Origin of the sequence: Solibacillus sp. FSL R5-0691 (assembly GCF_037974225.1) — a bacterium.
GTDB lineage: Bacteria > Bacillota > Bacilli > Bacillales_A > Planococcaceae > Solibacillus.
Window position 1 is genome coordinate 2,160,834 of the sequence record NZ_CP150231.1, and the last position, 25,080, is coordinate 2,185,913.

29 protein-coding genes are annotated in these 25,080 nt (G+C 39.2%); 5 read left to right on the top strand and 24 right to left on the bottom strand.

Annotated features, from left to right (window positions below; genetic code table 11):
- Positions 1-67: 67 nt before the first annotated feature.
- The 16 genes from MKY51_RS10890 to MKY51_RS10965 form a co-directional block, all read right to left on the bottom strand.
- On the bottom strand, positions 68-1,267 hold the full coding sequence (locus tag MKY51_RS10890; RefSeq protein ID WP_339176618.1) for an iron-containing alcohol dehydrogenase: 1,200 nt from the start codon (positions 1,265-1,267) through the stop codon (positions 68-70).
- Between the two features lie 139 nt (positions 1,268-1,406).
- A complete protein-coding gene (locus MKY51_RS10895) occupies positions 1,407-2,192 on the bottom strand; it encodes a hypothetical protein (RefSeq protein ID WP_339171929.1) in 786 nt (261 codons plus the stop codon).
- Positions 2,193-2,359: 167 nt separating this feature from the next.
- On the bottom strand, positions 2,360-2,581 hold the full coding sequence (locus MKY51_RS10900) for a phosphate-starvation-inducible protein PsiE (RefSeq protein WP_339171931.1): 222 nt from the start codon (positions 2,579-2,581) through the stop codon (positions 2,360-2,362).
- A 193-nt stretch (positions 2,582-2,774) separates the two neighbouring features.
- Positions 2,775-3,338 (bottom strand): NUDIX hydrolase, encoded by a 564-nt coding sequence (locus MKY51_RS10905; RefSeq protein ID WP_339171933.1) that lies wholly within the window; start codon positions 3,336-3,338, stop codon positions 2,775-2,777.
- A gap of 118 nt (positions 3,339-3,456) precedes the next feature.
- Complete coding sequence (locus MKY51_RS10910; protein ID WP_339171935.1) at positions 3,457-3,885, bottom strand: GatB/YqeY domain-containing protein; 429 nt, start codon at positions 3,883-3,885, stop codon at positions 3,457-3,459.
- 83 nt (positions 3,886-3,968) lie between these two features.
- Positions 3,969-5,195, bottom strand: coding sequence for a hypothetical protein (locus MKY51_RS10915; protein WP_339171936.1), 1,227 nt, complete (start codon positions 5,193-5,195; stop codon positions 3,969-3,971).
- Complete coding sequence (locus tag MKY51_RS10920) at positions 5,188-5,685, bottom strand: sigma-70 family RNA polymerase sigma factor (RefSeq protein WP_339171937.1); 498 nt, start codon at positions 5,683-5,685, stop codon at positions 5,188-5,190. The genes MKY51_RS10915 and MKY51_RS10920 overlap by 8 nt, the downstream gene beginning before the upstream one ends.
- Positions 5,686-5,788: 103 nt before the next feature.
- Complete coding sequence (gene phoU, locus MKY51_RS10925) at positions 5,789-6,442, bottom strand: phosphate signaling complex protein PhoU (RefSeq protein ID WP_339171940.1); 654 nt, start codon at positions 6,440-6,442, stop codon at positions 5,789-5,791.
- Positions 6,443-6,464: 22 nt separating this feature from the next.
- The gene (gene pstB / locus MKY51_RS10930; protein WP_339176619.1) at positions 6,465-7,238 is read right to left on the bottom strand and encodes a phosphate ABC transporter ATP-binding protein PstB; all 774 of its coding nucleotides are present in this window, start codon (positions 7,236-7,238) and stop codon (positions 6,465-6,467) included.
- 54 nt (positions 7,239-7,292) lie between these two features.
- A complete protein-coding gene (pstA, locus tag MKY51_RS10935; protein ID WP_339171942.1) occupies positions 7,293-8,171 on the bottom strand; it encodes a phosphate ABC transporter permease PstA in 879 nt (292 codons plus the stop codon).
- Between the two features lies 1 nt (position 8,172).
- Entirely contained in the window at positions 8,173-9,117 is a 945-nt protein-coding gene (gene pstC / locus MKY51_RS10940) for a phosphate ABC transporter permease subunit PstC (protein WP_339171944.1), read from the bottom strand.
- 105 nt (positions 9,118-9,222) lie between these two features.
- A complete protein-coding gene (locus MKY51_RS10945) occupies positions 9,223-10,191 on the bottom strand; it encodes a PstS family phosphate ABC transporter substrate-binding protein (RefSeq protein ID WP_339171945.1) in 969 nt (322 codons plus the stop codon).
- Between the two features lie 160 nt (positions 10,192-10,351).
- Complete coding sequence (locus tag MKY51_RS10950) at positions 10,352-10,765, bottom strand: response regulator (RefSeq protein WP_339171947.1); 414 nt, start codon at positions 10,763-10,765, stop codon at positions 10,352-10,354.
- A 53-nt stretch (positions 10,766-10,818) separates the two neighbouring features.
- Entirely contained in the window at positions 10,819-13,029 is a 2,211-nt protein-coding gene (locus MKY51_RS10955; RefSeq protein ID WP_339171949.1) for a penicillin-binding protein 2, read from the bottom strand.
- Between the two features lie 190 nt (positions 13,030-13,219).
- Positions 13,220-13,663 carry a universal stress protein gene (locus MKY51_RS10960; RefSeq protein WP_339171951.1) on the bottom strand — a complete coding sequence of 148 codons (444 nt, stop codon included), beginning with the start codon at positions 13,661-13,663 and terminating at the stop codon, positions 13,220-13,222.
- 126 nt (positions 13,664-13,789) lie between these two features.
- Positions 13,790-14,548 carry an SDR family oxidoreductase gene (locus tag MKY51_RS10965; protein ID WP_339171954.1) on the bottom strand — a complete coding sequence of 253 codons (759 nt, stop codon included), beginning with the start codon at positions 14,546-14,548 and terminating at the stop codon, positions 13,790-13,792.
- Positions 14,549-14,698: 150 nt separating this feature from the next.
- On the opposite strand from MKY51_RS10965, the gene MKY51_RS10970 reads away from it, so the two are divergent.
- Positions 14,699-15,271, top strand: coding sequence for a TetR/AcrR family transcriptional regulator (locus tag MKY51_RS10970; RefSeq protein WP_339171956.1), 573 nt, complete (start codon positions 14,699-14,701; stop codon positions 15,269-15,271).
- Positions 15,272-15,528: 257 nt separating this feature from the next.
- Here the strand turns inward: MKY51_RS10970 and MKY51_RS10975 are convergent, their stop codons facing one another.
- From MKY51_RS10975 to MKY51_RS10985, 3 genes are all read right to left on the bottom strand, one after another.
- The gene (locus tag MKY51_RS10975; protein ID WP_339171958.1) at positions 15,529-15,966 is read right to left on the bottom strand and encodes a DUF1801 domain-containing protein; all 438 of its coding nucleotides are present in this window, start codon (positions 15,964-15,966) and stop codon (positions 15,529-15,531) included.
- 272 nt (positions 15,967-16,238) lie between these two features.
- Complete coding sequence (locus tag MKY51_RS10980; protein WP_339171961.1) at positions 16,239-16,844, bottom strand: superoxide dismutase; 606 nt, start codon at positions 16,842-16,844, stop codon at positions 16,239-16,241.
- A gap of 237 nt (positions 16,845-17,081) precedes the next feature.
- The gene (locus MKY51_RS10985; protein WP_339171964.1) at positions 17,082-17,561 is read right to left on the bottom strand and encodes a DUF456 domain-containing protein; all 480 of its coding nucleotides are present in this window, start codon (positions 17,559-17,561) and stop codon (positions 17,082-17,084) included.
- A 146-nt stretch (positions 17,562-17,707) separates the two neighbouring features.
- Here MKY51_RS10985 and MKY51_RS10990 point away from each other — a divergent pair, with 146 nt between their 5' ends.
- From MKY51_RS10990 to MKY51_RS11005, 4 genes are all read left to right on the top strand, one after another.
- Entirely contained in the window at positions 17,708-18,214 is a 507-nt protein-coding gene (locus tag MKY51_RS10990) for a DUF1189 family protein (RefSeq protein ID WP_339171966.1), read from the top strand.
- Between the two features lie 73 nt (positions 18,215-18,287).
- Entirely contained in the window at positions 18,288-18,623 is a 336-nt protein-coding gene (locus MKY51_RS10995) for a hypothetical protein (RefSeq protein ID WP_339171968.1), read from the top strand.
- Between the two features lie 128 nt (positions 18,624-18,751).
- Complete coding sequence (gene ispG, locus MKY51_RS11000; protein ID WP_339171971.1) at positions 18,752-19,867, top strand: flavodoxin-dependent (E)-4-hydroxy-3-methylbut-2-enyl-diphosphate synthase; 1,116 nt, start codon at positions 18,752-18,754, stop codon at positions 19,865-19,867.
- Between the two features lie 18 nt (positions 19,868-19,885).
- Entirely contained in the window at positions 19,886-20,461 is a 576-nt protein-coding gene (locus MKY51_RS11005) for a hypothetical protein (protein WP_339171972.1), read from the top strand.
- A 79-nt stretch (positions 20,462-20,540) separates the two neighbouring features.
- On the opposite strand, the gene MKY51_RS11010 is transcribed toward MKY51_RS11005, so the two are convergent.
- Genes MKY51_RS11010 through MKY51_RS11030 form a run of 5 tightly spaced genes read right to left on the bottom strand, consistent with a single transcriptional unit; the run spans position 20,541 to position 25,071 of the window.
- Positions 20,541-21,353 (bottom strand): NlpC/P60 family protein, encoded by an 813-nt coding sequence (locus MKY51_RS11010; protein WP_339171973.1) that lies wholly within the window; start codon positions 21,351-21,353, stop codon positions 20,541-20,543.
- Positions 21,350-22,138, bottom strand: coding sequence for a serine hydrolase (locus MKY51_RS11015; protein WP_339171975.1), 789 nt, complete (start codon positions 22,136-22,138; stop codon positions 21,350-21,352). The genes MKY51_RS11010 and MKY51_RS11015 overlap by 4 nt, the downstream gene beginning before the upstream one ends.
- Position 22,139: 1 nt before the next feature.
- Positions 22,140-23,078 (bottom strand): LD-carboxypeptidase, encoded by a 939-nt coding sequence (locus MKY51_RS11020; protein ID WP_339171978.1) that lies wholly within the window; start codon positions 23,076-23,078, stop codon positions 22,140-22,142.
- Between the two features lie 3 nt (positions 23,079-23,081).
- Positions 23,082-24,032 carry an oligopeptide/dipeptide ABC transporter ATP-binding protein gene (locus MKY51_RS11025; protein WP_339171980.1) on the bottom strand — a complete coding sequence of 317 codons (951 nt, stop codon included), beginning with the start codon at positions 24,030-24,032 and terminating at the stop codon, positions 23,082-23,084.
- Complete coding sequence (locus MKY51_RS11030; protein ID WP_339171983.1) at positions 24,025-25,071, bottom strand: ABC transporter ATP-binding protein; 1,047 nt, start codon at positions 25,069-25,071, stop codon at positions 24,025-24,027. Before MKY51_RS11030 ends, MKY51_RS11025 begins: the two co-directional genes overlap by 8 nt.
- Positions 25,072-25,080: the final 9 nt, after the last annotated feature.

Sequence of the window (25,080 nt, forward strand, 5' to 3'; positions counted from 1 at the left end):
TATAACCAATCATAAACCCCGATTTTCTATAGAAAATCGGGGTTTACTTGATTAAAATCCTTATCCACTATTCCTGAATAATTTGATATAAATAAAACATTTCATCTTTATTTACAATGCGCGGTACTGGATACAGCGGGTTCGCTTCTTGTAGTGCGCGCTCCACCATTAACGGCACATCACGGTTGACGATTCCTGTTATTTTGCGTGGAATCTCCATTTTGTTATTCAGTTCTTCAATTGCTTCGATGAACAATTCCGCCTTTTTTTCATCACTATCTGTTATTTTTCCGATTCCTACAATTGTCGCCAGTTCTGCTAACGGTTTGGCCGCGCTCTCACCATAAAACCGTAGTACATGCGGAAGAATTACCGCATTGGCAAAACCGTGCGGAACTTGATAAAATCCGCCGAGTGTATGAGCAATGGCATGAACATAGCCTACATATGCCCGTGTGAACGCCAGCCCTGCCAAATACGACGCGCGTTGCATTTCTGTCCTCGCTTTCATATCTGTTCCATCTTCATAGGCGCGTACTAAATACTTAAAAATAAGAATAACAGCCTCTCGGGCATATTTTCTCGTCTCCTCCGTATTGCTTTTACCGATATATGCTTCAACGGCATGTGTCAATGCATCCATTCCCGTTGTAGATGTAATATGTGGTGGCAAATTAATTGTCAGTACCGGGTCCAGTACAGCATAGTGCGGTACAAGTACCGGATCCATAATGGCGAATTTCTCATGTGTTTCACTATTAGATACGACGGCGGCAATCGTCCCTTCGCTCCCAGTACCGGCAGTTGTCGGGATTGCAAAAAACGGCGGCATTTCTTTTCGTACTTTAAATAAACCCTTTAAATCAGCCAATGATTTTTCAGGGCGTGCGATTCTTGCTGCAACCGCTTTTGCACAATCCATCGGTGATCCTCCGCCAAATGCTATAATGCCATCACATTGATGTGCATCATACAATTCCAGCGCTTCTTCAATATTGGTGAAAGTCGGGTTTGGAACCGTTTTATCATAGACAACAAATGCAATATTTTGCTGCTGTAAGCCCTCTAATAACGTATCCATAAGCCCCAACTTGTGAATTCCTTCATCGGTTATCACTAAGAGCATATTTAAATCTAAACTTTTCACAACATCCGGCAATTTTTCCAGGCTGTTTTCACCTTGGAGTAATTCCGGTTTTCTCCAGTTCATAAGCTTCATACCGACACGCATTGAACTTTGGACAGTTCTGCAATAGGCTGTATACATTAATCGAAACACTCCATTTCTCTCTAATTATGTATCCTTACTTTAAATATTCCGCATAGCCTTTTAAAATTCCTTGTCCATAACTAAATATCCGGCCAACAAAAAAACGAACCCGTCACGGATTCGTTAGAAAACTTTATTAATCGTTTGCAAAAAATACTTTGTCGGCAAACGCAATCGGCTGTTTTTCAAAATCATTTTCGCTCATTGCAATAACGGACAAATCGATATCAAGCTCCTGCATTTTCCCTGCCATCACTTGTTGATTCAATTTAGAAAAATCGGTAAATCGATTGTCTGTAATAATCATGAGATCCCGCTGATTATCAATTTTGTCCTTCGTAAACATTTCAATTGCCTTGTCAATCGCTGGCATAATCTGAGCGTCTCCTATTTCGTACTGCTGCAAAAATTGGTCAAACATTTCAATATCCATTATTCCATTTTTAAAAAGAAGCGTTGGAGACGGTATGTTGCTAAATGGCAGGATGATTAAATCCCTCTTCTGGACAGCACATAAGTTAAATAGCGGCAATATCGTCCCTTTTGTAAAGGCTTCATACTCCTGCATGGCGCCAGATTGCTGTATGATGACAACCATTGGTGAATAAAGATTTTTCATCTCTTCAAACGGGACATACAATACATTGCCATCGCTAACCGTACGTTCTTTCAACAATTGCTTTTGTTGCTCAATCGGGAATAAATAATCTTTATCCTGTATTTTTGGCATCGTTGCTTCCACTTCTGCAATCATTTCTTCAAGTGCGATTGCAATTTCGATGACCTCTATGAATAATGGTTGCTGACCAAATTTCTTAAGAAACTGTTGCTGCTGGTTTTCATCCAAAGCTTGAAAAGATGCATTACGATATAAAAAATGAAGAATTTCATCGGTTAAAACAGTCTTATATTCATTTGTCATGTGAAACCCCTCCATCTGTTTTCAAATCAATACCGATAGTATAGCGAAAATCAAAATTAAAAAGTAGTAATTTAAACTGCGTGTGAATAACTGACTTTCTATTTGCGTTTTTTTGCATAAAAAAAGCGGTATCTCTAGGATACCGCACCACACATAAATGTATGTAATTATAATTTTTGAGTTAAAGCGTGTAAAGTATCTTTCAAATCACGATCGTTATCTGAAAGCTCGATTAAGTTTTCTAAACGTTCGTGTAAGACAGGACGTTCGATTACTAATTGTTCATGTAAAACTTGAACGAATAATTCGATAAGCATACGATTTTGAATTAATAATGCTTCTTCCACTCGGTCTGGGTTAATTTTATATTCTTTTACTTTTTTTGCCATTTGAAAATAGCCTCCCTTTTGTTTATACATCGTTATTTTAGCACACGGCTGTTTAGTTTTGTGAAATTATTTCATTTTCAGCAATCGTTTGTGTTTTTCTGTACATCAGCCAGTTGAATCCAGAAAATCTACGTAAGAAAAAACTTCATCCGCTGGCATGAAGTTTTGAAAAGCTGTGTTGTTTAATAACATTTTAACAACCGATTTTTTTGACCTTCTCAATAATTTTCTCATAGATCGGAATCATATGCGCTTCCGTACATTTTACGGCAACTTCGTCCATTCCGATCCATCCGACTTCACTATTTTCGTCGAGTTTTGCTTGGAATGTCGCTTCATCTTCGACTTCAAATATATACGTCACATTAAAATGTAAATGTGCAGCCACATATTTCCCGTTTTTCATATGACCGATTACCGGCAGGATATCCAGTGATATAATATCTTCTTGAATTGCTTTTGCTTCCGTAATACCCGATTCTTCCATCAGCTCTTTTTTTGCTACATTAAATAAATCAGGGTCTCCGTCTGCATGACCACCCATCCAGCCCCATGAATTATAAATATTATGATGCGCCATTAATACACGTGTACGATCCGGGTTGAACACAAAAGCAGAAGCAGTAAAATGCAAAACTTCATTATTACGTGTCAGGACATCTGATAACGTAGCCATTGCACGTAAAATGATGTCCCGATCCTTCGCTTCCTGTTCGTTGTATGGTACATACAGATTAATCTGTTCATGTAAGGTCATTTTAATCCTCCCTATTCTAATTCCTTTTGAATTGCCAATAGATTCGTTTTAGAAATATAGCGAAAAGGACGTGACCGCCAAATAAATGCGGCACACCTCCTTTTCTAAGTCTTAAAATTTAGGAAATGAGCGTTTTAACAACTTTTGAAATGGTTGCGCCATCTGCTTTTCCATCTAATAATGGTTTCGCAATTTTCATTGCGTCTCCCATATTCATTCCTGAAGTAATACCAGCTGCCTGAAGCTCGGCTGAAATTTCTTCCTCTGTTAACTGTTTTGGTAAAAAGCTTTTCAAAATAACTAGTTTTGCTTCTTCCTTTTCAATTAAGTCTGAACGGTCCGCTTGCTTAGCACCTTCCAATGACTGGTTTGTCTGCTTAATTTCACGATTAATGACAGCAGTTTCTTCCTGTGGCGTCAATTCCGCGCCCTTTTCTTTTTCTGCAGCATCCAAAGCGGACTTCACTAAAGTTAACACTCCTTTAGCTAATACATCCTTGTTTTTCATCGCTTGCTTTAATTGGTCAAATACAATAGTTTTTAACATGCTGTCTACCCCTTTACATCTAAATAAGTACGCAACTTATTTGAATTACCTATATTGTACCATGTACCCCTTCATTTCATAAATTATTCATTAATAAATTGTTTAAATAAAGATAACATTTTTTTTGAAGTAGATTCCGTAAATGATGCCAATTCTCTCTTACCAAACGGAAGAATATAAAGAAGACCTTTTTCGTTCTGCCAAACCGTATAGGATTCCCCTTTTTTATGAATAACACAAATCGGCGGCTCCGTTATTTCGATCGCCTCTTCATTTATAAGTACAGCTTTCCCGTATATTTCGTTGAATTCTTCAAGAACTTGGTCGGTTAATTCTATTTCTTTTATTTCATCGGCACGTTCTTTAGGTAAAAGAATTTCCAGACCATAATGAAGACCTACACCTGCAAATTCATTGCCTATCCGGTCTTCTGAAATTACCGTTTCTTTTAAATTGACATAATCGCCTACTTGAACTGGGTTTTTCGGATCATTTATAAACCATGCAGCAAATCTATCTACAAAAATACGAGGTGAAATCTGATTATATTCGTTAGTCGTCATATTCTTAACAAATAAAAACATATTATCCTCTACCGCAACTACTGTCCCAGAGTTACTTGAACTTTTATTAGATAAAATTATAATATCATGTTGCTCTTTAAACTGATCTAATTGTGTCTTATAATGTGTTTCCATATAGGAAAATCCCATGAAATTACCATAGGAATTTGCAATTCCCGGTAGCATTTTCGAATAATCCTGAAACATCTTTTCTTCCAACTTTTTGTTATAGGCTACCGTTTCTATTAATAACGGGACAATATTTTCATCAAATTTTTCTTTTGGAAAATGATTAGATACGGAAGCTGATGCTAACACACCTGTAAGATCGCTTTCTCTCCATTTTTGTTCAAGGCTATTTTTTGCCTGCTGACGATCCTCATCTGTAATTGTAATCCCTATACTCTTTGCATATTTCGGTATACCTATAATCTCCACCATTTGTAAATAAGCATTAGCACGGCTTGTTTCAATACCGCCTTTATATTCCATTTCTTCAAGTGCAGTGATAAATTCAAATAAATCTTCATTCGTAGGTTGTTCAGCCTGGCTAAAATCCATCATTTTCGGAATAAATATCTGCCAGGAAAAAATAATCAGAGTCACAATAACTGCAGGAACTAAATAATAGCCTATCTTCACCTTTTTGTTGCGAGGTTTTTTAAGTAATAGAGCATTTTTTACAGCAGTTTCACTTTCCGATAGATCCCCTGCAACATCAATTAATGCTTTTCTGAACTCATTCATGACGAAGCACCTCCCATTCTCCTTCCAGTACTGGCCTTAATTGTTCGCGTCCCCGCCTTAACCGGGTCTTTACGGTATTTTCGTTAATCTGCAATATGGCCGCCACTTGCAGGACACTCATTTCTTCGTAGTAATACAATATTATTGGTTCCCGGTATTTCAATGGCAGCTTTAAAATAGCTGCCCCGATACTGGATCGTTCTTCTTGCTGGATGACATGATCATGGTCCGTCGCTTTCATCCACCATTTCGTTTCGAATTGTATTTTTTTATAAGCCCAGCTCTTTAAGTAATCTTTACTTTTATTAACTGTCATTTTTGTTAAATATGCTCTTAATTGACCGCTTTCCGAGTAGTCGGTCTGCATAAACTTTATGTAAACATCTTGTACAATGTCCTCGGCAGCATGGCGATTTTTGGTGTAAAAGTATGCGATGCGCAATAAATGCTTACTGTATTCATCAATAATCTGCCCGATATTCTCAATCATATTACGCCGCCCCCCCTTTCCTACATTGTAAACGATTGCCAATGGGCTGACGTTTCAAAAAAACAAAAAAGTATAGGAAGTTTCCTCCCTATACTTTAATCATTTAATTATTCAGTTCATAATGCTTTCCTTTTACAAGATAGAACAAATGCTCGGCAATATTTGTTGCGTGGTCCGCCGCGCGTTCGATACAGCGGCAAACGTAGGATAGACTTGTCACTTGTGCAACATGCTCGTTGGAAACCGAGAGTTTCATTAAGTTACTGAGCGTATTGCCTGTTAATTCGTCGACCTCATCATCCAGGTTTGCAATTTCTTTTGCCTTTGTCGTATTTTCCTCTATAAAGGCGTCGACAATTTGGCGCAGCATTAAGATTGTTTTATGGAACATTTCCTCAATCGGTTCCACACTTGTAACAAATGGCTCTTTTCCGATTCGAATCGATTCCTTTGCGATATTGACCGCATGATCCCCGATTCGCTCCATATCCGACGCCGCTTTTATGACAACGATCAATCGACGCAAATCCGTCGCAACAGGCTGCTGTTTAGCAATCAGTAAAATTACGCGGTCATTGATGATTTCTTCCAACCGGTTTATCTTCGGATCGGTATCAATGACTTGTAATGCTAAATCGATATCCTTTTTCAAAAAAGCTTTGAAAGACTCTTGTAAAGAATGAATACTCAAATCACAAAGTTCCATTAAATCTTGTTGTACGGTCATTAAATCATGTTCAAAACGTTCACGAATCATCGGTATCATTCTCCTTTTCCCATTATCCAAAACGACCGGAAATATAGTCTTCGGTGCGCTGATCTGATGGAGTCGAGAAAATAATATCCGTCTTATCAAACTCTACTACTTCCCCATTCAGGAAGAAGGCTGTTTTGTCAGAAATTCGAGCCGCCTGCTGCATATTATGTGTCACGATGACGATTGAATACTGTTCTTTCATCTGCTGTACAAGCTCTTCAACCTTTAATGTAGAAATCGGATCAAGCGCTGATGTCGGCTCATCCATTAAAATGACATCCGGTTCGATAGCCAGACAGCGAGCGATACAAATACGTTGCTGTTGACCACCCGATAATCCATAGGCATTTTGGTTTAAACGGTCTTTCACTTCATCCCATATTGCTGCACCACGCAGTGACTTTTCCACAATTTCATCGAGGATTTTCTTGTTTTTTATTCCGTGAATACGTGGTCCGTATGCGATATTGTCATAAATCGACTTTGGAAACGGGTTCGGTTTTTGGAACACCATACCTACTTTCGTGCGAAGCTCCTCCACTTCATAGCCGTTCGAAAATATATTGCGGCCACGGTAATTGATCTGTCCTGATGTCCGTACGATCGGCACAAGCTCCACCATGCGATTCAATGCTTTTATATAAGTGGATTTCCCGCAGCCAGAAGGACCGATAATTGCGGTTACCTCGTTCTCTTTCATTTCCAGATTGATATCTTTTAAAGCATGGTGATCCCCATACCATAAATTAAAGTTATGAGACTTCATGATATTCGCTTGATTGGTTTCGATGCCCATTGCCGATGGACGCACTTCATGTTTCGTTAATAGTTGTACCATTCCATTTACCTCCTAATATCGTTTTTGGAATTTATTTCGGATAAAGATTGCAATGGAATTCATCGTCAGTAGGAAAACCATTAATACGATGATTCCTGCAGATGCCACATGCTGGAATGCTTCTTGTGGACGTTTTGCCCAGTCGAAAATCTGCATCGGCAATGCGGTAAATGTATCGAGGTAACCTGTTGGTAAAAATTGCAATATTACCGGAATACCAATTACGACTAATGGCGCTGTTTCACCAATTGCTCGGGATAACGCCAAAATACTCCCTGTCAATATTCCTGGAATCGCAGCCGGCAGCACGACACGGACAATCGTTTGCCATTTCGTCGCCCCCATTCCGTATGAAGCCTCACGCTGTTCATTAGGTACCGCGCGGATCGCTTCTTGTGCCGCCACAATAATAACCGGCAATATAAGTAAACTCATCGTCAAACCTGCCGCCAAAATACTTTTATCGAAGCCGAACAACCGGACGAAAATTGTTAGTCCAAGTAAACCGAAAACAATCGAAGGTACTCCTGCCAGGTTAGAAATATTGATACGGATAAAGTCGTTCAATTTATTTTGTTTTGCGTATTCTTCCAAATATAGTGCTGTACTTACCCCTAAAATAATCGAGACAGGAGCAACTACGCTCATCAGCCATAAAGATCCAACCAATGCAGCTTTAATCCCTGCACTTTCAGGAATACGCGACGCGAAGTTTGTAATGAAACTGATATCTAAAAAACCAAGTCCCTGCGTCAAAATTCGATAAAGTAGCATGCCTAATGAAATAAGCGCAAAACTTGTAGCAACAATAAAAATGAATTTCCACAATTTATTTGAAATGAGGCGTTTATTCATTCGCTTCATTACTAATTCTTCTTGAATATAGCGCATATTAATACTCCTCTCGGAAGCGTTTTGAAATATAGGTTGCGAGTAAGTTCATCGCTAACGTGAAAATAAACAATGTGAATCCAACAGCATAAATAGAATAGTAGATTGTGGTACCGTAACCGGCATCTCCTGTTGTCACTTGCACAATATAGGCTGTCATCGTTTGAATCGAATCAGTAAATACGAAGTCGAATTTTGGTGTAGAGCCTCCTGCCAAGGAAACTATCATCGTCTCACCTATTGCCCGGGAAATACCTAATACGACAGATGCGACAATCCCTGATAAAGCAGCTGGCAGAACAACTTTAACGGCCACTTCGAATTTTGTTGCACCCAATCCTAACGCACCTTCACGAATCGACCTCGGAACCGAGCTCATTGCATCCTCGGACATGGATGTGATCATGGGGATGATCATGACACCCACAACGATTCCTGGGCTGATCGCGTTGAAAATTTTTAAATCGGGAATAACCGTCTGTAATATCGGAGTAATGAATGATAAGGCAAAGAACCCGTATATAATCGTCGGTACACCTGCAAGCACTTCTAAAATCGGCTTAATGATTTTTCGTACACCTTCTGACGCATATTCACTTAGATAAATGGCAGCACCTAAACCGAATGGCACGGCTACAATAATCGCAATCAGCGTTATTTTAAATGTCCCGAATATTAATGGTAATATTCCATACAACGGCTCCTTACTAGAGAATGGCAGCCATTCTGTACCAAATAAATAATCTGTAATCGACACGCGCGTAAAAAATTCAAATGTCTCGAATATCAGTGTAAATACGATCCCAAACGTCGTAAGTACCGAAATCGTCGCTGCTAGAAATAACCCGAACGGTACAATCTTTTCGATTACCTTCTTTCCTTTGCGATTGCGCGAACGCTCGATTAGTTGTTGGACATTTACCTGCTCCTGTTGTTTAAGAGCCATGTGTGAAAACTCCTTCCAGTGTCATCTATATAAAACGATCAAAATTTTTCACATTAAAAAATGTGTGGGGGCATGAGAGCCACCCCACACTATTAAACAACGAAATTATTTTAGTGCTTCCAACTCTTTTAAAGCTTCTTCATACTTTTCATCCGGCAGGCTAACATATCCTACGACTTCTGCCATCTCCCCTGCGTTTTCAAGTGTAAATTTCATGAAGTCATATGTTGCTTCATTATCTTTAACTGCACTATTATTTACATAGACGAATAGTGGACGGGACAGTGGAGAATATTCCCCTGATTCAATTGTTTCGTTAGTTGGTTCCACTCCATCCACAGTTACAACTTGTAATTTATCTTTGTTTTCCAGGTAATACGCGTAGCCGAAATAGCCGATTGCATTTTTGTCAGCTGTTACCCCTTGTACTAACACGTTGTCATCTTCAGATAATGTTGCCGATTTGACGATGTCTTCACCATCTAAAATGATTTCATCGAAGTAGTCATACGTTCCTGAGTCAGAACCTGGTGAATAGAACACGATTTCTTCTTCCGGCCATGATGGATCGATATCAGACCATTTTTTTGTGGTCCCGTCTTCAATCCAAATCTGTTTTAACTGATCCACTGTCAGATCTTTTGCCCAAGTATTTTCAGGGTGTACTACTACCGATAAACCATCATAAGCAAGTTCAAATTCTGTATATTCTACTCCTGCATTTTTCAGCTCTTCCACTTCATTATCTTTGATTGGACGAGAAGCGTTTGAGAAATCTGTTTCACCATTGATGAATTTTTCGAAACCGCCGCCTGTACCAGATACACCAACTGCGACGCGTACATCTTTTTGTACCCCCGCGTATTCTTCAACTAATGCTTCTGTAATTGGAGCAACTGTTGACGAACCATCGCCTACTACATTACCTGTTAACTGTGCGCTGCCAGCTTCGGCTTGTTCTGTTGTTTGTGCAGATGTAGCTGTTTCATCATTATTTTCTTCTCCGCCGCATGCTCCTAAAACAATTGCCGAACCTAGTAAAGCTGTTGATGTTAAGTACTGCCACTTTTTCATTTGTAATTCCTCCGCTTGTTTAATAGATGTTTTTTCTTACAATTCCAACTATAGTGACAATTTATTAAGCATATATAATGCAGCCGTTAATTGAATGTAAAGCTTTGTAAATAAAAAAGACAATTTACAGGAAATCCCTGCAAATTGTCTCAATTTCTTCTTATTGAATCTTTTTTACACTTTTTATGTTAATAAGTTTAATAGAATGTTCTGTAAATGTCGGCTTTTCCTTTTTTGTCTTTACTTTATGTACATATAGTAAAATCGTTTTCGCATCTTTCGGGTGGGCATAGCCTTCAAACGTCGCATTAAATAACACCGTACCATCCCGTAAAGTAACCGTCGCTTTTTTGGCATCGACCAGTTCCCGTAAAAAAGGAAACGCTTTAACATTCCGTTCGCGTTCAGCACGGACTAAGCGTGGTTCCAGTATGAGCAGGAGTCCTTCAAACATAATGATATATATAACCGACATTAAAATGATGAGCCATACCGGCATGTCCATAAAAGCTAAAATTGCCGCATTACTTAAAGCACCGATTATGACGACAATATGTAAGATTTTCTTTCGCATCAAATGTTCTCCTTAAAAAAAATCCCGTAGCCAGAAACTACGGGATCATTATTTTATTCATTTACTGTTTCGACTTCTTCGTCCTCATCCAGTTTTTCATCAGAATGCTTAATGATTGGTTTTTCTACTTTACTTGTAGATAAGCCTTCTTCTGCATATTTGTTTTTCAGCTCAAAATACGAATCTACTAATTCACGGGCCGTCAAGTTCGCCTGTGGTAAATAGTTATTGTTAAAGATTGTCGTAGCCCATGGATAAATGACTGCATAGGCAATCTCCGGGTCATCATATGGAGCAAAACCTACATGGACAATGTTGATTGTGTTTGTTTTCCACTTATCACGCTGTGGTCCATAGTAAACTACCTCGGCTGTACCTGTTTTACCAGCTCCGGTATAATCTGCTGTTTCAAATTGACGTTTTGCAGAACCATTTGCACCGAAGTATACGCGGCGCAGACCTTCTTTAACATGATCGATTTCCTGTTGGCTGTTTTCGATTTTGTTTAAAATTTTAGGTGTTACTTCTTCCACAACTTGCCCTAAATATTCTCCATCTTTAGAAGGGTTGCGAATTTCCTTTAGCATTCTCGGTTGGATACGGTATCCTCCGTTCGCAATTGTTGAAATATATTGTGCCAATTGCATCGTTGTATACGTATCAAACTGTCCGATTGCCAAGTTTAGTAGTTTTACATCGGTATCCGGGTCAGCCTGATAACCGGTAGATTCACCAGGAAGGTCGACACCAGTTGGTACACCTAGTCCGAACTGTGCGTATTCATTTCGCATTGTCTGCAATGTACCTGACTTTAAACTAAATCGCATACCAGGTGAATACGTACGACCACCGATACCCATCGCAATTTTGAACATATAGACGTTGGATGAACGTTCTAATGCCGTCAAATCATTCAGCATGACACTACCTGTCTTGTTGAATAATGTATTTAATGTAATATTCCCGATTCGCATCGGTGAATCGAGCATGACCGTTCCGGGCTTAATAACGCCTTCATTGTATCCCATTAAAACAGTTGCTGCTTTTACCGTTGACCCTGCTTCATAGGCTGACGTAAACGTACCGTATGAATAGTCAACAATATAAGGTTTGCCCGTGTCTTTATCTTTTTCTATTTTTTTACCGACTACCGATAAAAGTTCGCCGGTTTTGGGATTCATCGCAACTAAAAAGCCACGGTCCAGTAATTGGGAACCACTTTTCGCTTTCAGTTCCAATAAGTACTTTTCCAAAATTTCATCGGCTTTTTGCTGTAGTTCCACATCGATTGTTGTTACTAAATCTTTGCCGGGCTCCCCTGCAAAAGTCGTCATCGTTTCAACGACTTGACCTTTTTTATTCGTAATATTTTTAACGACCGATTTTTCACCCTGCAAAATTTCCTCGTACTGTGCTTCAAAATAACTTTCTCCAACACGGTCATTACGAGAATAATCACGTGCTAAATAATAGTCCAGTTTTGACTTTGGTACACCTTTGCTTGGTACCGTTGTACGACCTAAAATCGCCAATGGAGACAAGCGCACCCGCTTCCAATCTGTTGTCGTATTTACGCCAGGCAGGTCTGCCAATTGTTCTGAAACTCGGGCAAACTCTTCTGGTGAAACATTTTCACCTTTAATAATTTGCGGCGATAAACTATAGCCTGTCATCATTTCGCGGTAAATTGCCAGAACTTCCAAATCAAAATCGGAAAGCTGTTCCAGTTCTTCATCTGTAATACGATCACGGATTCGTCGATCATACTCTTTATTGATTTCTTTCGTTTCTAACTCTTCATTTTCAAGTTGGAATTTCGTCATTTCCTTTTGTGTAACTTTTTCTTTTGCTTTTTCCGGATTCCGTAAAATCCAGAAATCCAGTTTATCCCGTTGCGTTACTTTTTCTGTCGGCTGCTCAATGAGATGTGCAAGTTTTTCTGCAATTTCAAGCATTTCAGCAGATTTTGTTGTTTGCATTTTTGTATAAGTAATCGCATTTTCAGGCTGATTATCCACTAAAATACGACCATAGCGGTCAAAAATACGGCCACGGGGTACACTTGTATTCACCCGTACTTCTTCTGTACGCTCCAATTCGCGCACATAATCTTCGCCTTTTACAATTTGTATATATCCTAGACGAAAAATTAGTAATGAGAACAAAACAAATATTGAAAAGAAAAGGACATTCATCCGAAAAGTTAAACTTGCCCGTTGCTTTGCCTTCGGATTTTGCTGACGATTTTGCGTAATTTTGCGCAAAGAACACTTCCCCTTCCTTACTTTATGTAGCGAGTACATGAATGTATAGTCATAGCTTTTAGTATAACACTGAAAACTCTATGAAAAAAGAGTCCAGATTTTAATTATTCATCTTTTAGACGGCTGTGCTTTTATAAAGTTTCATAAAAAAGAAGCTTCACGAAAATTTCTGTGGAGCTTCGACATTTTATTAATTATTTCTTACAACTAGGACGTCACAGCGGGCATTTCTTAAAATCCCTTCTGATACGGATCCTAGGAAAAAACGGGCTAACTCTCCTTTTCTTTTTACACCGCAAATTATTAAATCCACTTCTTCCTGCTGAGGGATATCTCGTGCGATAACGTGTTTGGGTGTTCCGTATTCAATAATTTTTTTGATATTTGTTAACCCGGACTGCTGCGCTTTTTTCTCTAAAGAATCTAATAGATCCTTTTTATTATTCGTAAATTTTTCCATCATCTCAAAGTTATAGCTTTCTGAAAATGCAAAGGAACGAGTATCAATTACATGAACAATATACAGCCTACTTCCGACATTATTCAGTGCCACTTGCACAGCTCTTCTAAAAGCAACCAGCGACTCATTTGTTTCATCAACGGCAACTAGTATATTTTTGTACGTCATGCTCATTTATTCCTCACCTCTTTATACTTTATTCATAAGCAGCTTCGTTTAGGTGTACTTACGACTAGATGGAGGAGAATAAAATATGCAAAAAAGGCTCTGCAACCGAAGTTACAAAGCCTTTAAATATACTTAATAAGCTGTCCAACCAGCATCCGCTGTAATAATTTGACCGTTGATGAAACTTGAGTCTTCCGAACCTAAAAATACAGCCAGTTTCGCGATTTCCTCCGGGTTTCCAACACGTGGAATCAGTCCCGAACCTTTTTGCTGTTGGCCGGCACCGTATTGGCTAATATTTTGCATCGACTGTTGAATATTTGTCATAACAGCTCCTGGTGCAATCCCGTTTACGCGAATACCAGATTGAGAGAACATGAATGCGGTATTTTTTGTTAAACCGACAACAGCATGTTTCGAAGCGGTATATGCGGCACCTGCACGACCACCGTTTAAACCGCCAGCTGAAATATTATTTACAATAACTCCATGACCTTGTTTTAAGAACATATCTGTTGCGATACGCATGGACTTCATAACTGAGGTAGTATTAACAGCGAAAATCATATCCCAGCGTGCATCTGTAATTTCATTGACAGGCTCGAATCCATCCATAATCCCGGCATTGTTCACTAAAATATCTAGCTGTCCGTAGTTTTCAATTGTGGCATCAAATAATCTTTGCAAGTCTTCATCTTCTGTAACATTCGTTGCAATTGCAAATGCTGTACCACCGTTTGCAGTAATTTCACCTGCAACAGCTTTTGCGCCCTCTTCATTTAAATCCGAAACAACTACTTTTGCTCCTTCTTTTGCATAAGCTTCCGCGATAGCTTTTCCCATACCAGAAGCGGCACCTGTTACGATTGCTACTTTATCCTGTAATTTCATTCTAAATCTCTCCTTTTGTATTGAAGTTATTGTACATCTGTTCAATAAAAATTATAATTGAGAGCAAATTATTGTACAAACAACAGCTATTTGGAATTCTGTACAATATCCAACACTTTTTAATATTCTGTTCATTAAAGGAGAAAATTTATGGACTTACGTATAAAGAAGACACATGACAGCCTGCAAAGAGCGCTTCTTGTCTTATTGAATGAGAAATCTTTGGAGAATATTACGATAGCAGAAATTTGCCGCATTGCAGAAATTAACCGGGGTACATTTTATTTGCATTATAAAAATGTCCACGGAGTATTTGAACGCTATTTCAATGACATCGTGAAAGATTTAAAGTTTTCGTACGATTTTCCATACGATGTGACGAAAGATAATTTATCCATGCTAACACCTGAAATGATTCAAATTTTTCACCATGTCAAAAAGCATGAAGCTTTTTACAGGATTGTTTTTGATGAAAAAACACCGATGCTTTATTATCACAAATTATTAGAGACGATTCGTTCCTTTATATTGGACTCCCATTTAGAAGAAACCGAACATATATCCGATCAACAGCTTGAATATTTGGCAAGCTATACAGGAAACTCGATTATGGGCATTCTTATTCAGTGGCATAAAGAAGATTATGTACTTGCACCCGAAACATTAAACAAATATATTTATGATTTTTATCGCTTGAATGAAACTTTGAAAAAGAAGATTTAATTTATGACATAAGGAGTGGTTATAACCGAAAAAGCTATTTTTCCCTTAGAAAAAAATAGCTTTTTTTGCTGAGCGTTAAAAATTGATTTCCATTCCGGGACGCTTTCCGCGGGCGTGGCCTGAGCCTGTAGTCTCAGGCGTCACGCTATTCCCGCTGGAGTCACCCTCCATTCCAATCAATTTTACAAAATACCCGTTTCTAAAAAGAGTTTTATTCTTATCCACCGGTATTTTTTTATGTGATATAACCTATTATTTTATCTCTGTACTTCACTTTCATAAGTAGCGATCCACTGCTCTACCGTCATTTTTTTGCTCAGTTCCCCTATCAGGTCATAAGGGATATGTTTTGTCGAGGTCCAGCGAATACAGCTTTTTCCCATATTCAGCTTTGTCGGCACCGCTTCGGCATAGGCTTCCTGAAACCACTTCAGAAGTTTCGGATCACTGTAAATCCCCATATGATATAGCCCAATATGGCGCTTTTGTGGAGCAAGTGCTAAAAACGGTAATGGTGTATTCGGGGTGACATGATACCCTTTCGGATAAGTTGTTAATGGGACATTATATACGATCATATTCCGGTCAATTGACTTTTCAAATCCAGGCGGCAAGTTTTCATCAATCGTCTCCATTAATTTAATATAGGCCCCGTGCCACTTATCATCAATCTGTGCGACAAATTCATCAATCATCTACTACACCCCAATTCTGTTTATTATTTTGAGCGTAGCAGATAACTGGAAAAAAATACATAAAAAAACGCATGGAAGTAATGAAACTTCTCATGCGTTTTACGTTTAAAGTATTTTGTACCTGCCGCGTTGCTTTCAGTACAGTTTAGCTTTAATTTTCAATTATTTTGCAGCTTGGAATTTAGCTTCTACTACGTCCCAGAAGTGCTCCTGCCGCTTCGCTTTCGTCGCAAACTGGTATCCGTTTAGAATATAGTTAATTCTTCGCGCTATTATTTTGCAGCTTGAAACTTAGCTTCTACTACGTCCCAGTTCACTACGTTCCAGAATGCACCGATGTAGTCTGGACGACGGTTTTGGTAGTTTAAGTAGTAAGCGTGCTCCCAAACGTCTAAGCCTAGGATTGGTGTTTTACCTTCCATTACTGGAGAGTCTTGGTTTGGAGTTGAAGTAACAGCTACACCGTCACCATCAACGATTAACCATGCCCAACCTGAACCGAAACGAGTTGTAGCAGCTTTTGCGAATTCTTCTTTGAATGCGTCAAATGAACCGAATTTCGCATCGATTGCAGCAGCTACTTCACCTACTGGAGTGTTAGAACCGCCTGGAGCGATTAATTCCCAGAATAATGTGTGGTTAGCATGTCCGCCACCGTTGTTGCGTACAGCAGTTTGTTTGTCAACTGGTAATGCATCGATGTTAGAGATTAACTCGTTGATGTCTTTGTCAGCGTATTCAGTACCTTCTACTGCTGCGTTTAAGTTTGTTACGTAAGTATTGTGGTGTTTAGTGTGGTGAATTTCCATTGTTTTTGCATCGATATGTGGTTCCAATGCGTCGTAAGCGTAAGTTAATTCTGGTAATTTGAATGCCATGATAATATTCCTCCCTGGAACAAGTAATTAATGTTGATTACAGTACTAGGTTATCAAAAAATGATTCCTCATTCAATGAAAAAAACCGTAATATTTGCATTTCAGTCTTTTGACGGAAAGGCTTCGGATTACTTGTCTTACCTGTTGTATGTAATCTTTCCATTACTAGTGTAAGCGATAATGATTTGATTTTACAAATATTTGCTCTTCAATAATTTCATAGCACTTAATTTGAAACTAGATAGCCATAAAAAATATGATAATCATTACTGCTTGAATAATCCCTTTAGTGAAGACCGATGTTAAAAATCCTACAACTGAACCAACACCGACTTTAATTGCCTGCTTCAAATTACTTCGCGTCACAATTAATTCACCTATAATTGCACCGATAAACGGACCCGCAATAATACCTGCAAATGGTATAACAAATGGTCCAATCAATAAACCAATCGTGCTTCCCCACATCCCGGCTTTTGATCCGCCGAATTTTTTTACTCCGATTATATTCGAGATTGTATCTGCCACAAATAACAGCGCAACAAATAATAGCTCAATTACCCAGAACCACCATGGCAAATCGGTAAAACTATAAAATAGCCCATAAACGATAAACCCGCCGAGCAAAAATAAGACGGATGGGATAATTGGATATACTAAGCCGATAAACGCAATAATAAAAAGTGCGATAATAAGTATCCATGCAATAATATCCATTCATTTCACATCCTTTCTAATCTTCTTCCTATAATATTTTCACAAATTATACGTAATGTACGAGGAAAAGATTCAATTTAATTTTCCGAGTTCAATTCGAATTTTTTTCATGTTACACTACTTTTGTAAAGGAGCATTCGAATATCATGAAAATTTCACATATGCAGTTATTCATACATAGTTTAACGAGTCCCAAAAAGCTGGGGGCTTACCGGATTCTATCCATCGGTAAAGTGATGCAGTATGCCTTTTTAATGATTACCCTCATTACTGCTTTTTCATTCGGCCAATTTATTAATGCCGGAACAGCCGAAATTTTCGGCTATTCGGAGATTGAACAGTATGCACAAAATATACAATGGATTGTTTATCCGATCGCCATTGTTTTTTTATTCGTACTGAATACATCAATCTATTTTATTAAAGTAAGTTTATATGCGCTTGCAGGTCTGTTTTTCATTAAACCGATGAAACGACGCGGCGAATACAGGCAAATATGGCGTACAGCTGTTTTTGCAAGCACGTGGGGAACATTATTGATGATTTTCGGAAATCTGTTTATAATCTCGCAAACTGTTATGACCCTTATCAGTATTTTTATCACAATGTTCTTTATAATTATTGCCTTAACAAAATATCCCGTACAAAAATAATAAATTCTCCTTCTGAATCATATAGTTTAACAATCTATTAACGAGTTAAATTGTAGAGAGAGGGAGGATTTTTTTGCGCTTTTTAATAGCTTCCATTGTTCTTTTGTTGTTTGCATTTGTCATTAAAGTTGATTTACAGGAAGGTACGCTCCCATTAGCATCCTTTTATACTGATCCGCAATCATGTCAGGAAGGTGAACAAGGAAACTATGTTGTCGTAAAAATTCAGCCGGACGATACCATTTACAGTCTATTTTCAGCAACTCCCTCACCTATTAAAACCACATTCCCAGAAAGACTTGCACAATTTTACCAACTTAATCCGCATTTAAATTTACAGCCGCTTGTACCAGGAGACACTGTTCTCATCCCAATCACCTCGAACGCGAAGGAAAACTGTCTAAATTGAATTCATAATGTTTCTTCCTTGTTCTTCTTTAAATACACTGATAAAATAAGGAACAGTGACGGCTTACATATCGTTATATCTTTTAGGAGATATAACACATCAAAAGCCTGAAAAGGAGAGAATTTTTCATGAGTGAAATCGTTCACCGTACGAAAACACGTCCTGTGCGTGTCGGTAACTTAACAATAGGTGGTAATAACGAAGTCGTAATCCAAAGTATGTGTACGACGAAAACACATGATGTAGAAGCAACGGTTGCCGAAATTAAACGTTTAGAAGAGGCAGGTTGTCAAATCGTACGTATTGCGGTACCGGATGAGCGTGCTGCAAATGCAATACCTGAAATAAAAAGACAAATTAATATCCCGTTAGTAGCGGATATTCACTTTGATTACAAATTAGCATTAAAAGCCATTGAAGGTGGCATCGATAAAGTACGTATCAACCCGGGTAACATCGGGCGCCGTGAAAAAGTAGAAGCAGTTGTAAATGCGGCAAAAGCAAAAGGTATACCAATCCGAATCGGTGTTAACGCCGGTTCTTTAGAGCGTCATATTCTTGAAAAGTACGGTTACCCTACTGCAGATGGAATGGTAGAATCTGCATTGCATCACATTAAAATTCTAGAAGACTTGGATTTCCATGACATTATTGTTTCGATGAAAGCATCAGACGTAAACCTGGCAATCGAAGCCTATGAAAAAGCATCAAAAGCATTCGATTACCCGCTGCATTTAGGTATTACAGAATCAGGTACATTATTTGCCGGTACTGTTAAATCAGCTGCCGGTTTAGGTGCGATTTTATCTAAAGGGATCGGTAATACTTTACGTATTTCATTATCTGCAGATCCAGTGGAAGAAATTAAAGTAGCCCGTGAATTATTAAAATCATTCGGCTTGGCATCAAACATGGCGACATTAATTTCTTGCCCGACATGCGGCCGTATCGAAATTGATTTAATTTCAATTGCCAACGAAGTAGAAGAATACATTTCAAAATTGAATGTTCCGTTAAAAGTAGCTGTATTAGGCTGTGCGGTTAACGGTCCTGGTGAAGCACGTGAAGCAGATATCGGTATTGCCGGTGCACGTGGTGAAGGGCTTTTATTCATGAAAGGTAAAACAGTTCGTAAAGTTCCTGAAGAAACAATGGTGGAAGAACTGAAGAAAGAAATCGATAAATTAGCTGCTGAAATGGTAGCAAAGCGTGAAGCAGAAGCACAAGCAAATGCAACTGTGTAAAGAAAAGAGGTAATGGAAATGACAAACTTAAAACATCGGTTCGGCATCGATATTGACGGGACCGTTACATGTCCTGCCACATTGATTCCACATATTAATAAACAATACAATATTAATATGACGCTACAAGATGTAACGGAATATGATTTTTTAAGTGGTTTTCCGCACCCTGTAGACCGCGCACAGTTTCAGGCCTGGTTTAAAGAAAACGAGCCACGAATGTATGAAGTAAGTGAGCTTGCTGCAGATGCACATCGCATTTTAACTGCCTGGCAAAACCAGTATGAGCTTTATTATATTTCTGCGCGTGGAGAAAATGTTTTCGATATTACGAAAAACTGGTTTGATCAATTTAAAGTGCCTTACGACCATATCGAATGTATCGGCAGTCATAACAAAATTGCCATCGCAAAGAAGCATGCAGTGGAAGCTTTTTTCGAAGACAAACATGATAATGCAGTGGAAATTGCCGAAGAGCTAAAAATCCCTGTTATTTTATTTGATACCCCGTACAATCAATTGCCTGTACCGAATAACGTCATTCGCGTTAATAATTGGGTAGAAGCGAACGATTGGATTCTTAAAAACTTTTAATTGAATAAAACAAATTTTCATGTAACTAAAAAGGTCAACTCAGATTTCTTGCTGAGTTGACCTTTTATTTGTTATTGAATTAAAAAATACTGCCGTACTCCGTAATCGTTGTCGCCAAATCTTCACGGTAATGGTCATGCTGCAAGTTCAGACTGTTTACATTAACCTCATTTCCACCCAGCGAGGAATGAATATACTCATCATTTCCAATATACATCGCTACATGGCCAGGGAAGAAAATCAGATCACCCGGCTTTAAGTTGTCGCCTTCTATTTTCCTTAACGGGAAACCTTCCTCTATTTTCGCATCCCGGTAAATAAAAGCACCGTTTAGCATATACGCCATTGATACAAGACCTGAACAGTCAATGCCTAAAGGCGTTTTCCCGCCCCATCGGTATGGTGTTCCTAAATAACGAAAAGCAGTTTCCACTACTTGCTTGCGGAATGCTTCTTCATTTGTCGTATACACTTTTACACGATCCTGAATCCAGGCCGACCGAACATACCCTTCTTCACCTGTTACAAGCTGTACTTTTGCCCAAGTTGGATCAAGCCCGGCCTCCAGAACAACTTTGATAAAAGCGCCACGTGTCAATGTCAGGATATTTTCACTTTGTATTTTTGGTGCTTTAAGGACATCCGCAAAGCTTTGAATAACGACATCATTTGCTTCATATACCCAGTTTACAGTCGGTTCACTTCCAACTTGCAAATTGGATTTTAATGTATAGCCTTCGTAACGATAAAAGGTTAATATTTTAACCCACTTTTCATCAATTTCTTCTATAACTTCGACCGGCATTCCGTACAACGCCTCATCGATTAACTCAGAATGTCGGTCTGGTGCTGCATGTAAATTCGCAATTTTTGTTTTCACAACGGCATTCAATCGATTCCCTCCTCCTGTTTTGTAAAATGATCATAGACGATTTTAGAAATCGTGCCGATCGTTTGTCTCGCTTTGTCGTTATCGGTCACTTCTGTAATGAAAACCCCGATAAAATAATCTCGATTTCTTGTAAAAACAATGCCAGCATCATGGTCGACCGTATCGAGACCACCTGTTTTATGCGCCATTTTAACGTCATCTACAATATAGCGTTTGAGCGACTCGTGACTGCGCTGCCTGCTTAAAATATCGAGTGCAACTGCATTCCACTCTTTTGTAAGGAGCGTACCTCTATATATTTGCCCGAAAAGGTGCTGCATATCCTGTGCTGTCGTTTCATTATCAAAGCCCAGCTTTTGACGTTCAAAATCCATCATCTTTCGCTGGACCCGAGTATTATGTAAACCGATTTCTTTAAAATAATCATTAAATGCATCCATGCCTAAAAGATCAATACATACATTTGTGGCTGTATTGTCACTCGTAATGATCATCCAAAGTAACAGCTCGTGCAGTGTAGCTTGCGTTTGTCTCTGCTCGGTTAGAACACTGAAATCTACCATGTTATCCGGTGAGATTTTGTAAATGCGATTCAAATTGCCGTTCGTTTTTTGCAGATGAGCCAAAATAGCGATCAGTATCGGCACTTTAATAATACTGGCACTGCTGAAAATTTCCTCGTTCCGATTTTTCCATACAATCTCATTAGTATTGTAATCTTCTACAATGCTATGCACTTTATATGGACACTGTGCAATAATACGTTCAAGTTGTTTATGCATCATGTTAACCTACAACCTGAATAGATTTATTTGTCGCATCGATTGTTACGGTTTTACCGAGCGGCAATGACATCGTCGGCAGTACATGACCACATGTTACATCTTTTATGATTGGAATATTCAACGGCACTAAAATCTCTTCAAATACTGTATCCAAAGTTAAATTATTTTCTGCATTTTTTAAATCCATTGGTCCGCAATCCGTCCAAGCACCGAGCAAAATTCCCGAGAGTTGCTGCAGTTTCCCCGACAATGACAGCTGTGTCAGCATTCGGTCGATTCGTTGCACATTTTCATCGATGTCTTCCAAAAAGAGAATTTTATCTTTCAAATCAATCTCATACGGTGTGCCTAAAGATGCTGCAACAAGGGTTAAGTTACCTCCAGCTAATTCACCCGTAGCCGTACCGGGAACAACCGTATTCATATTCTGGCCTTTTGCATTTTCCAGGAAATAATCGTTCCACTCGGTATTCGTCACACTGTTGATGAAATATTCCCATGTGTAATCATCCATTTCAGGTCGAATAAATTCAGTCGACGGCATCGGAGTATGGTACGTTACAAAGCCGCATTGCTGATTGAATACAATGTGCAGTGCCGTCACATCACTATAGCCGGCAAATACTTTCGGGTTTTCTTTAATCATCTCCAGATCAAGCATCGGTAAAATCCGTGTCGCGCCATAGCCTCCGCGAATACAAAAAATACCGTCGATTTCTGGATTTCGGAACATATCATTCAATTCTTTGGCACGCAGCTCATTACTGCCCCCAAAATATCCGTGACGAGCTCTGCACGTTTCTCCTACAACTACATGAAAACCAAGCTGCTCCACTGCCTGGATTGCCCGTTCGATACGGTGTTCCGGTGTTGCTCCCGATGCGCTGATCAATGCGACAGTATCGCCTTTTTTCAAAGATTTTGGGATTATCATTGCCATCGTCTACACTCCACTTCCGGCAAGCACCGCCCGATATTGTGCCTGCTCTTCTTGATTGGCCAATACGAAATGTCCTTCTTCAATTTCAACAAATTCAGGTGGATCCATTTCATACTGATGGACAGTCGGATCATACACTTGCAGCTTTTTTCTGCGTTCTTTTAACGGATTCGGTTCCGGAACAGCAGCCAGTAATGCTTTCGTGTAAGGATGCAACGGATTATTGAACAGCTTTTCCGTTTCACCCAGTTCAACGATTTTCCCCTTGTATATCACCGCCGTACGATCTGTTATGAAGCGCACAATCGACAGGTCATGGGCAATAAATAAATACGTTAACTCACGATGCTCCTGTAAGCTGGACAATAAGTTCAATACTTGGGCACGGATGGAAACGTCCAGCGCAGATATCGGTTCATCCGCTACAATAAACTCCGGTTCCATCACTAGTGCTCTGGCAATACCGATCCGTTGACGCTGCCCGCCCGAAAACTCATGCGGGAAACGTGAAGCAAATTCCGGCAGCAGTCCGACTTCCAGTAAGGCTTTTTTTACTTTATCGATCCGCTCCTGCTCATTGCCGTACCTTTTATTATTGATCAGACCTTCTGAAACAATATAATCAACCTTTGCCCGTTCATTTAAAGAAGCACCCGGGTCCTGGAAAATCATTTGGATCTTTTGTGTAATTTCACGGTCCCATGCACTGGATATACGGCCATTGATCGGTTTTCCATGGAATAGGATTTCTCCGTTTGTTATCGGATTAATGCGCATAATCGCACGGCCGATTGTCGTTTTTCCTGAACCCGACTCCCCTACAAGTCCGAATGTTTCCCCTTTATATATATCGAAGCTCACGTTGTCTACCGCCTTGAACTGTTTTTTGCCTTGTCCAAAAACGATATCAATATTTTTTACTTCAATCAGTTTTTCTTTATTTAGATTAGTCATTTGCATATTGTCTCCCTTCTGCGAAAAAGGCTTGCAACACTTCAGGAGGCTCTACTTTCGGTGCCTTCGGATCAAGCAGCCATGTGCGGGCATAGTGGGTATCGGTCACTTTGAAAAAAGGTGGACGTTCAACAAAGTCGATTTTGAGTGCATATTGATTCCGAGGTGCAAACGCATCCCCTTTAATCTCTTTAAATAAATTCGGTGGGGTACCTTTGATTGAATACAGTTCTTCGCCTTTATTGCCCAATTGTGGAAGTGACGAAATCAAAGCCCATGTGTACGGATGTTTCGCATCGAAAAATACTTCCTCTGTTTGTCCAACTTCGATAATATCCCCTGCATACATAACTGCAATTCTGTCCGCGACTTTCGCAACAACCCCTAAATCATGCGTAATATAAATCGTCGTCAGCAAATACTTCTCCTGCAAATTCGTTAAAAGCTGCAGGATTTGTGCCTGGATCGTTACATCCAAGGCGGTTGTCGGTTCGTCACAAATCAGGATTTGCGGATTGCAGGCAACAGCAATCGCAATTACGATCCGCTGACGCATCCCACCGGAAAATTCATGCGGGTATTGCTTATAGCGGCGCGCCACATCATGGATTCCAACATCACGCAGCAGCTGCAATGTTTTTTCATATGCTTCTTTCCCTTTTAATCCTTGGTGCAGTACGACACTTTCTTCGATCTGTTTGCCGATTGTTTTCAGCGGATTCAGCGATGTCATCGGGTCTTGTGTCACCATGGCAATTTTTTTGCCGCGGACCTTCAGCCAGTCTGCCTCTGTTTTAAATTTCGATAAATCATGGCCGTCAAAGTGAATTTGTCCATTTGCAATATAGCCGTTTTTATCAAGGAGACCCATGATTGATTTTACTAATACGGATTTTCCTGAACCTGATTCCCCTACAATTGCAAGGCTTTCTCCTTTATATAAATCGAGCGAAATATCACGGATAGCCGTCAAGGTTTGTCCACGCAGTTTAAATTTTATGACTAGATTTTCGATGGATAATATTTTTTCCTGTTCCATATAACGCCC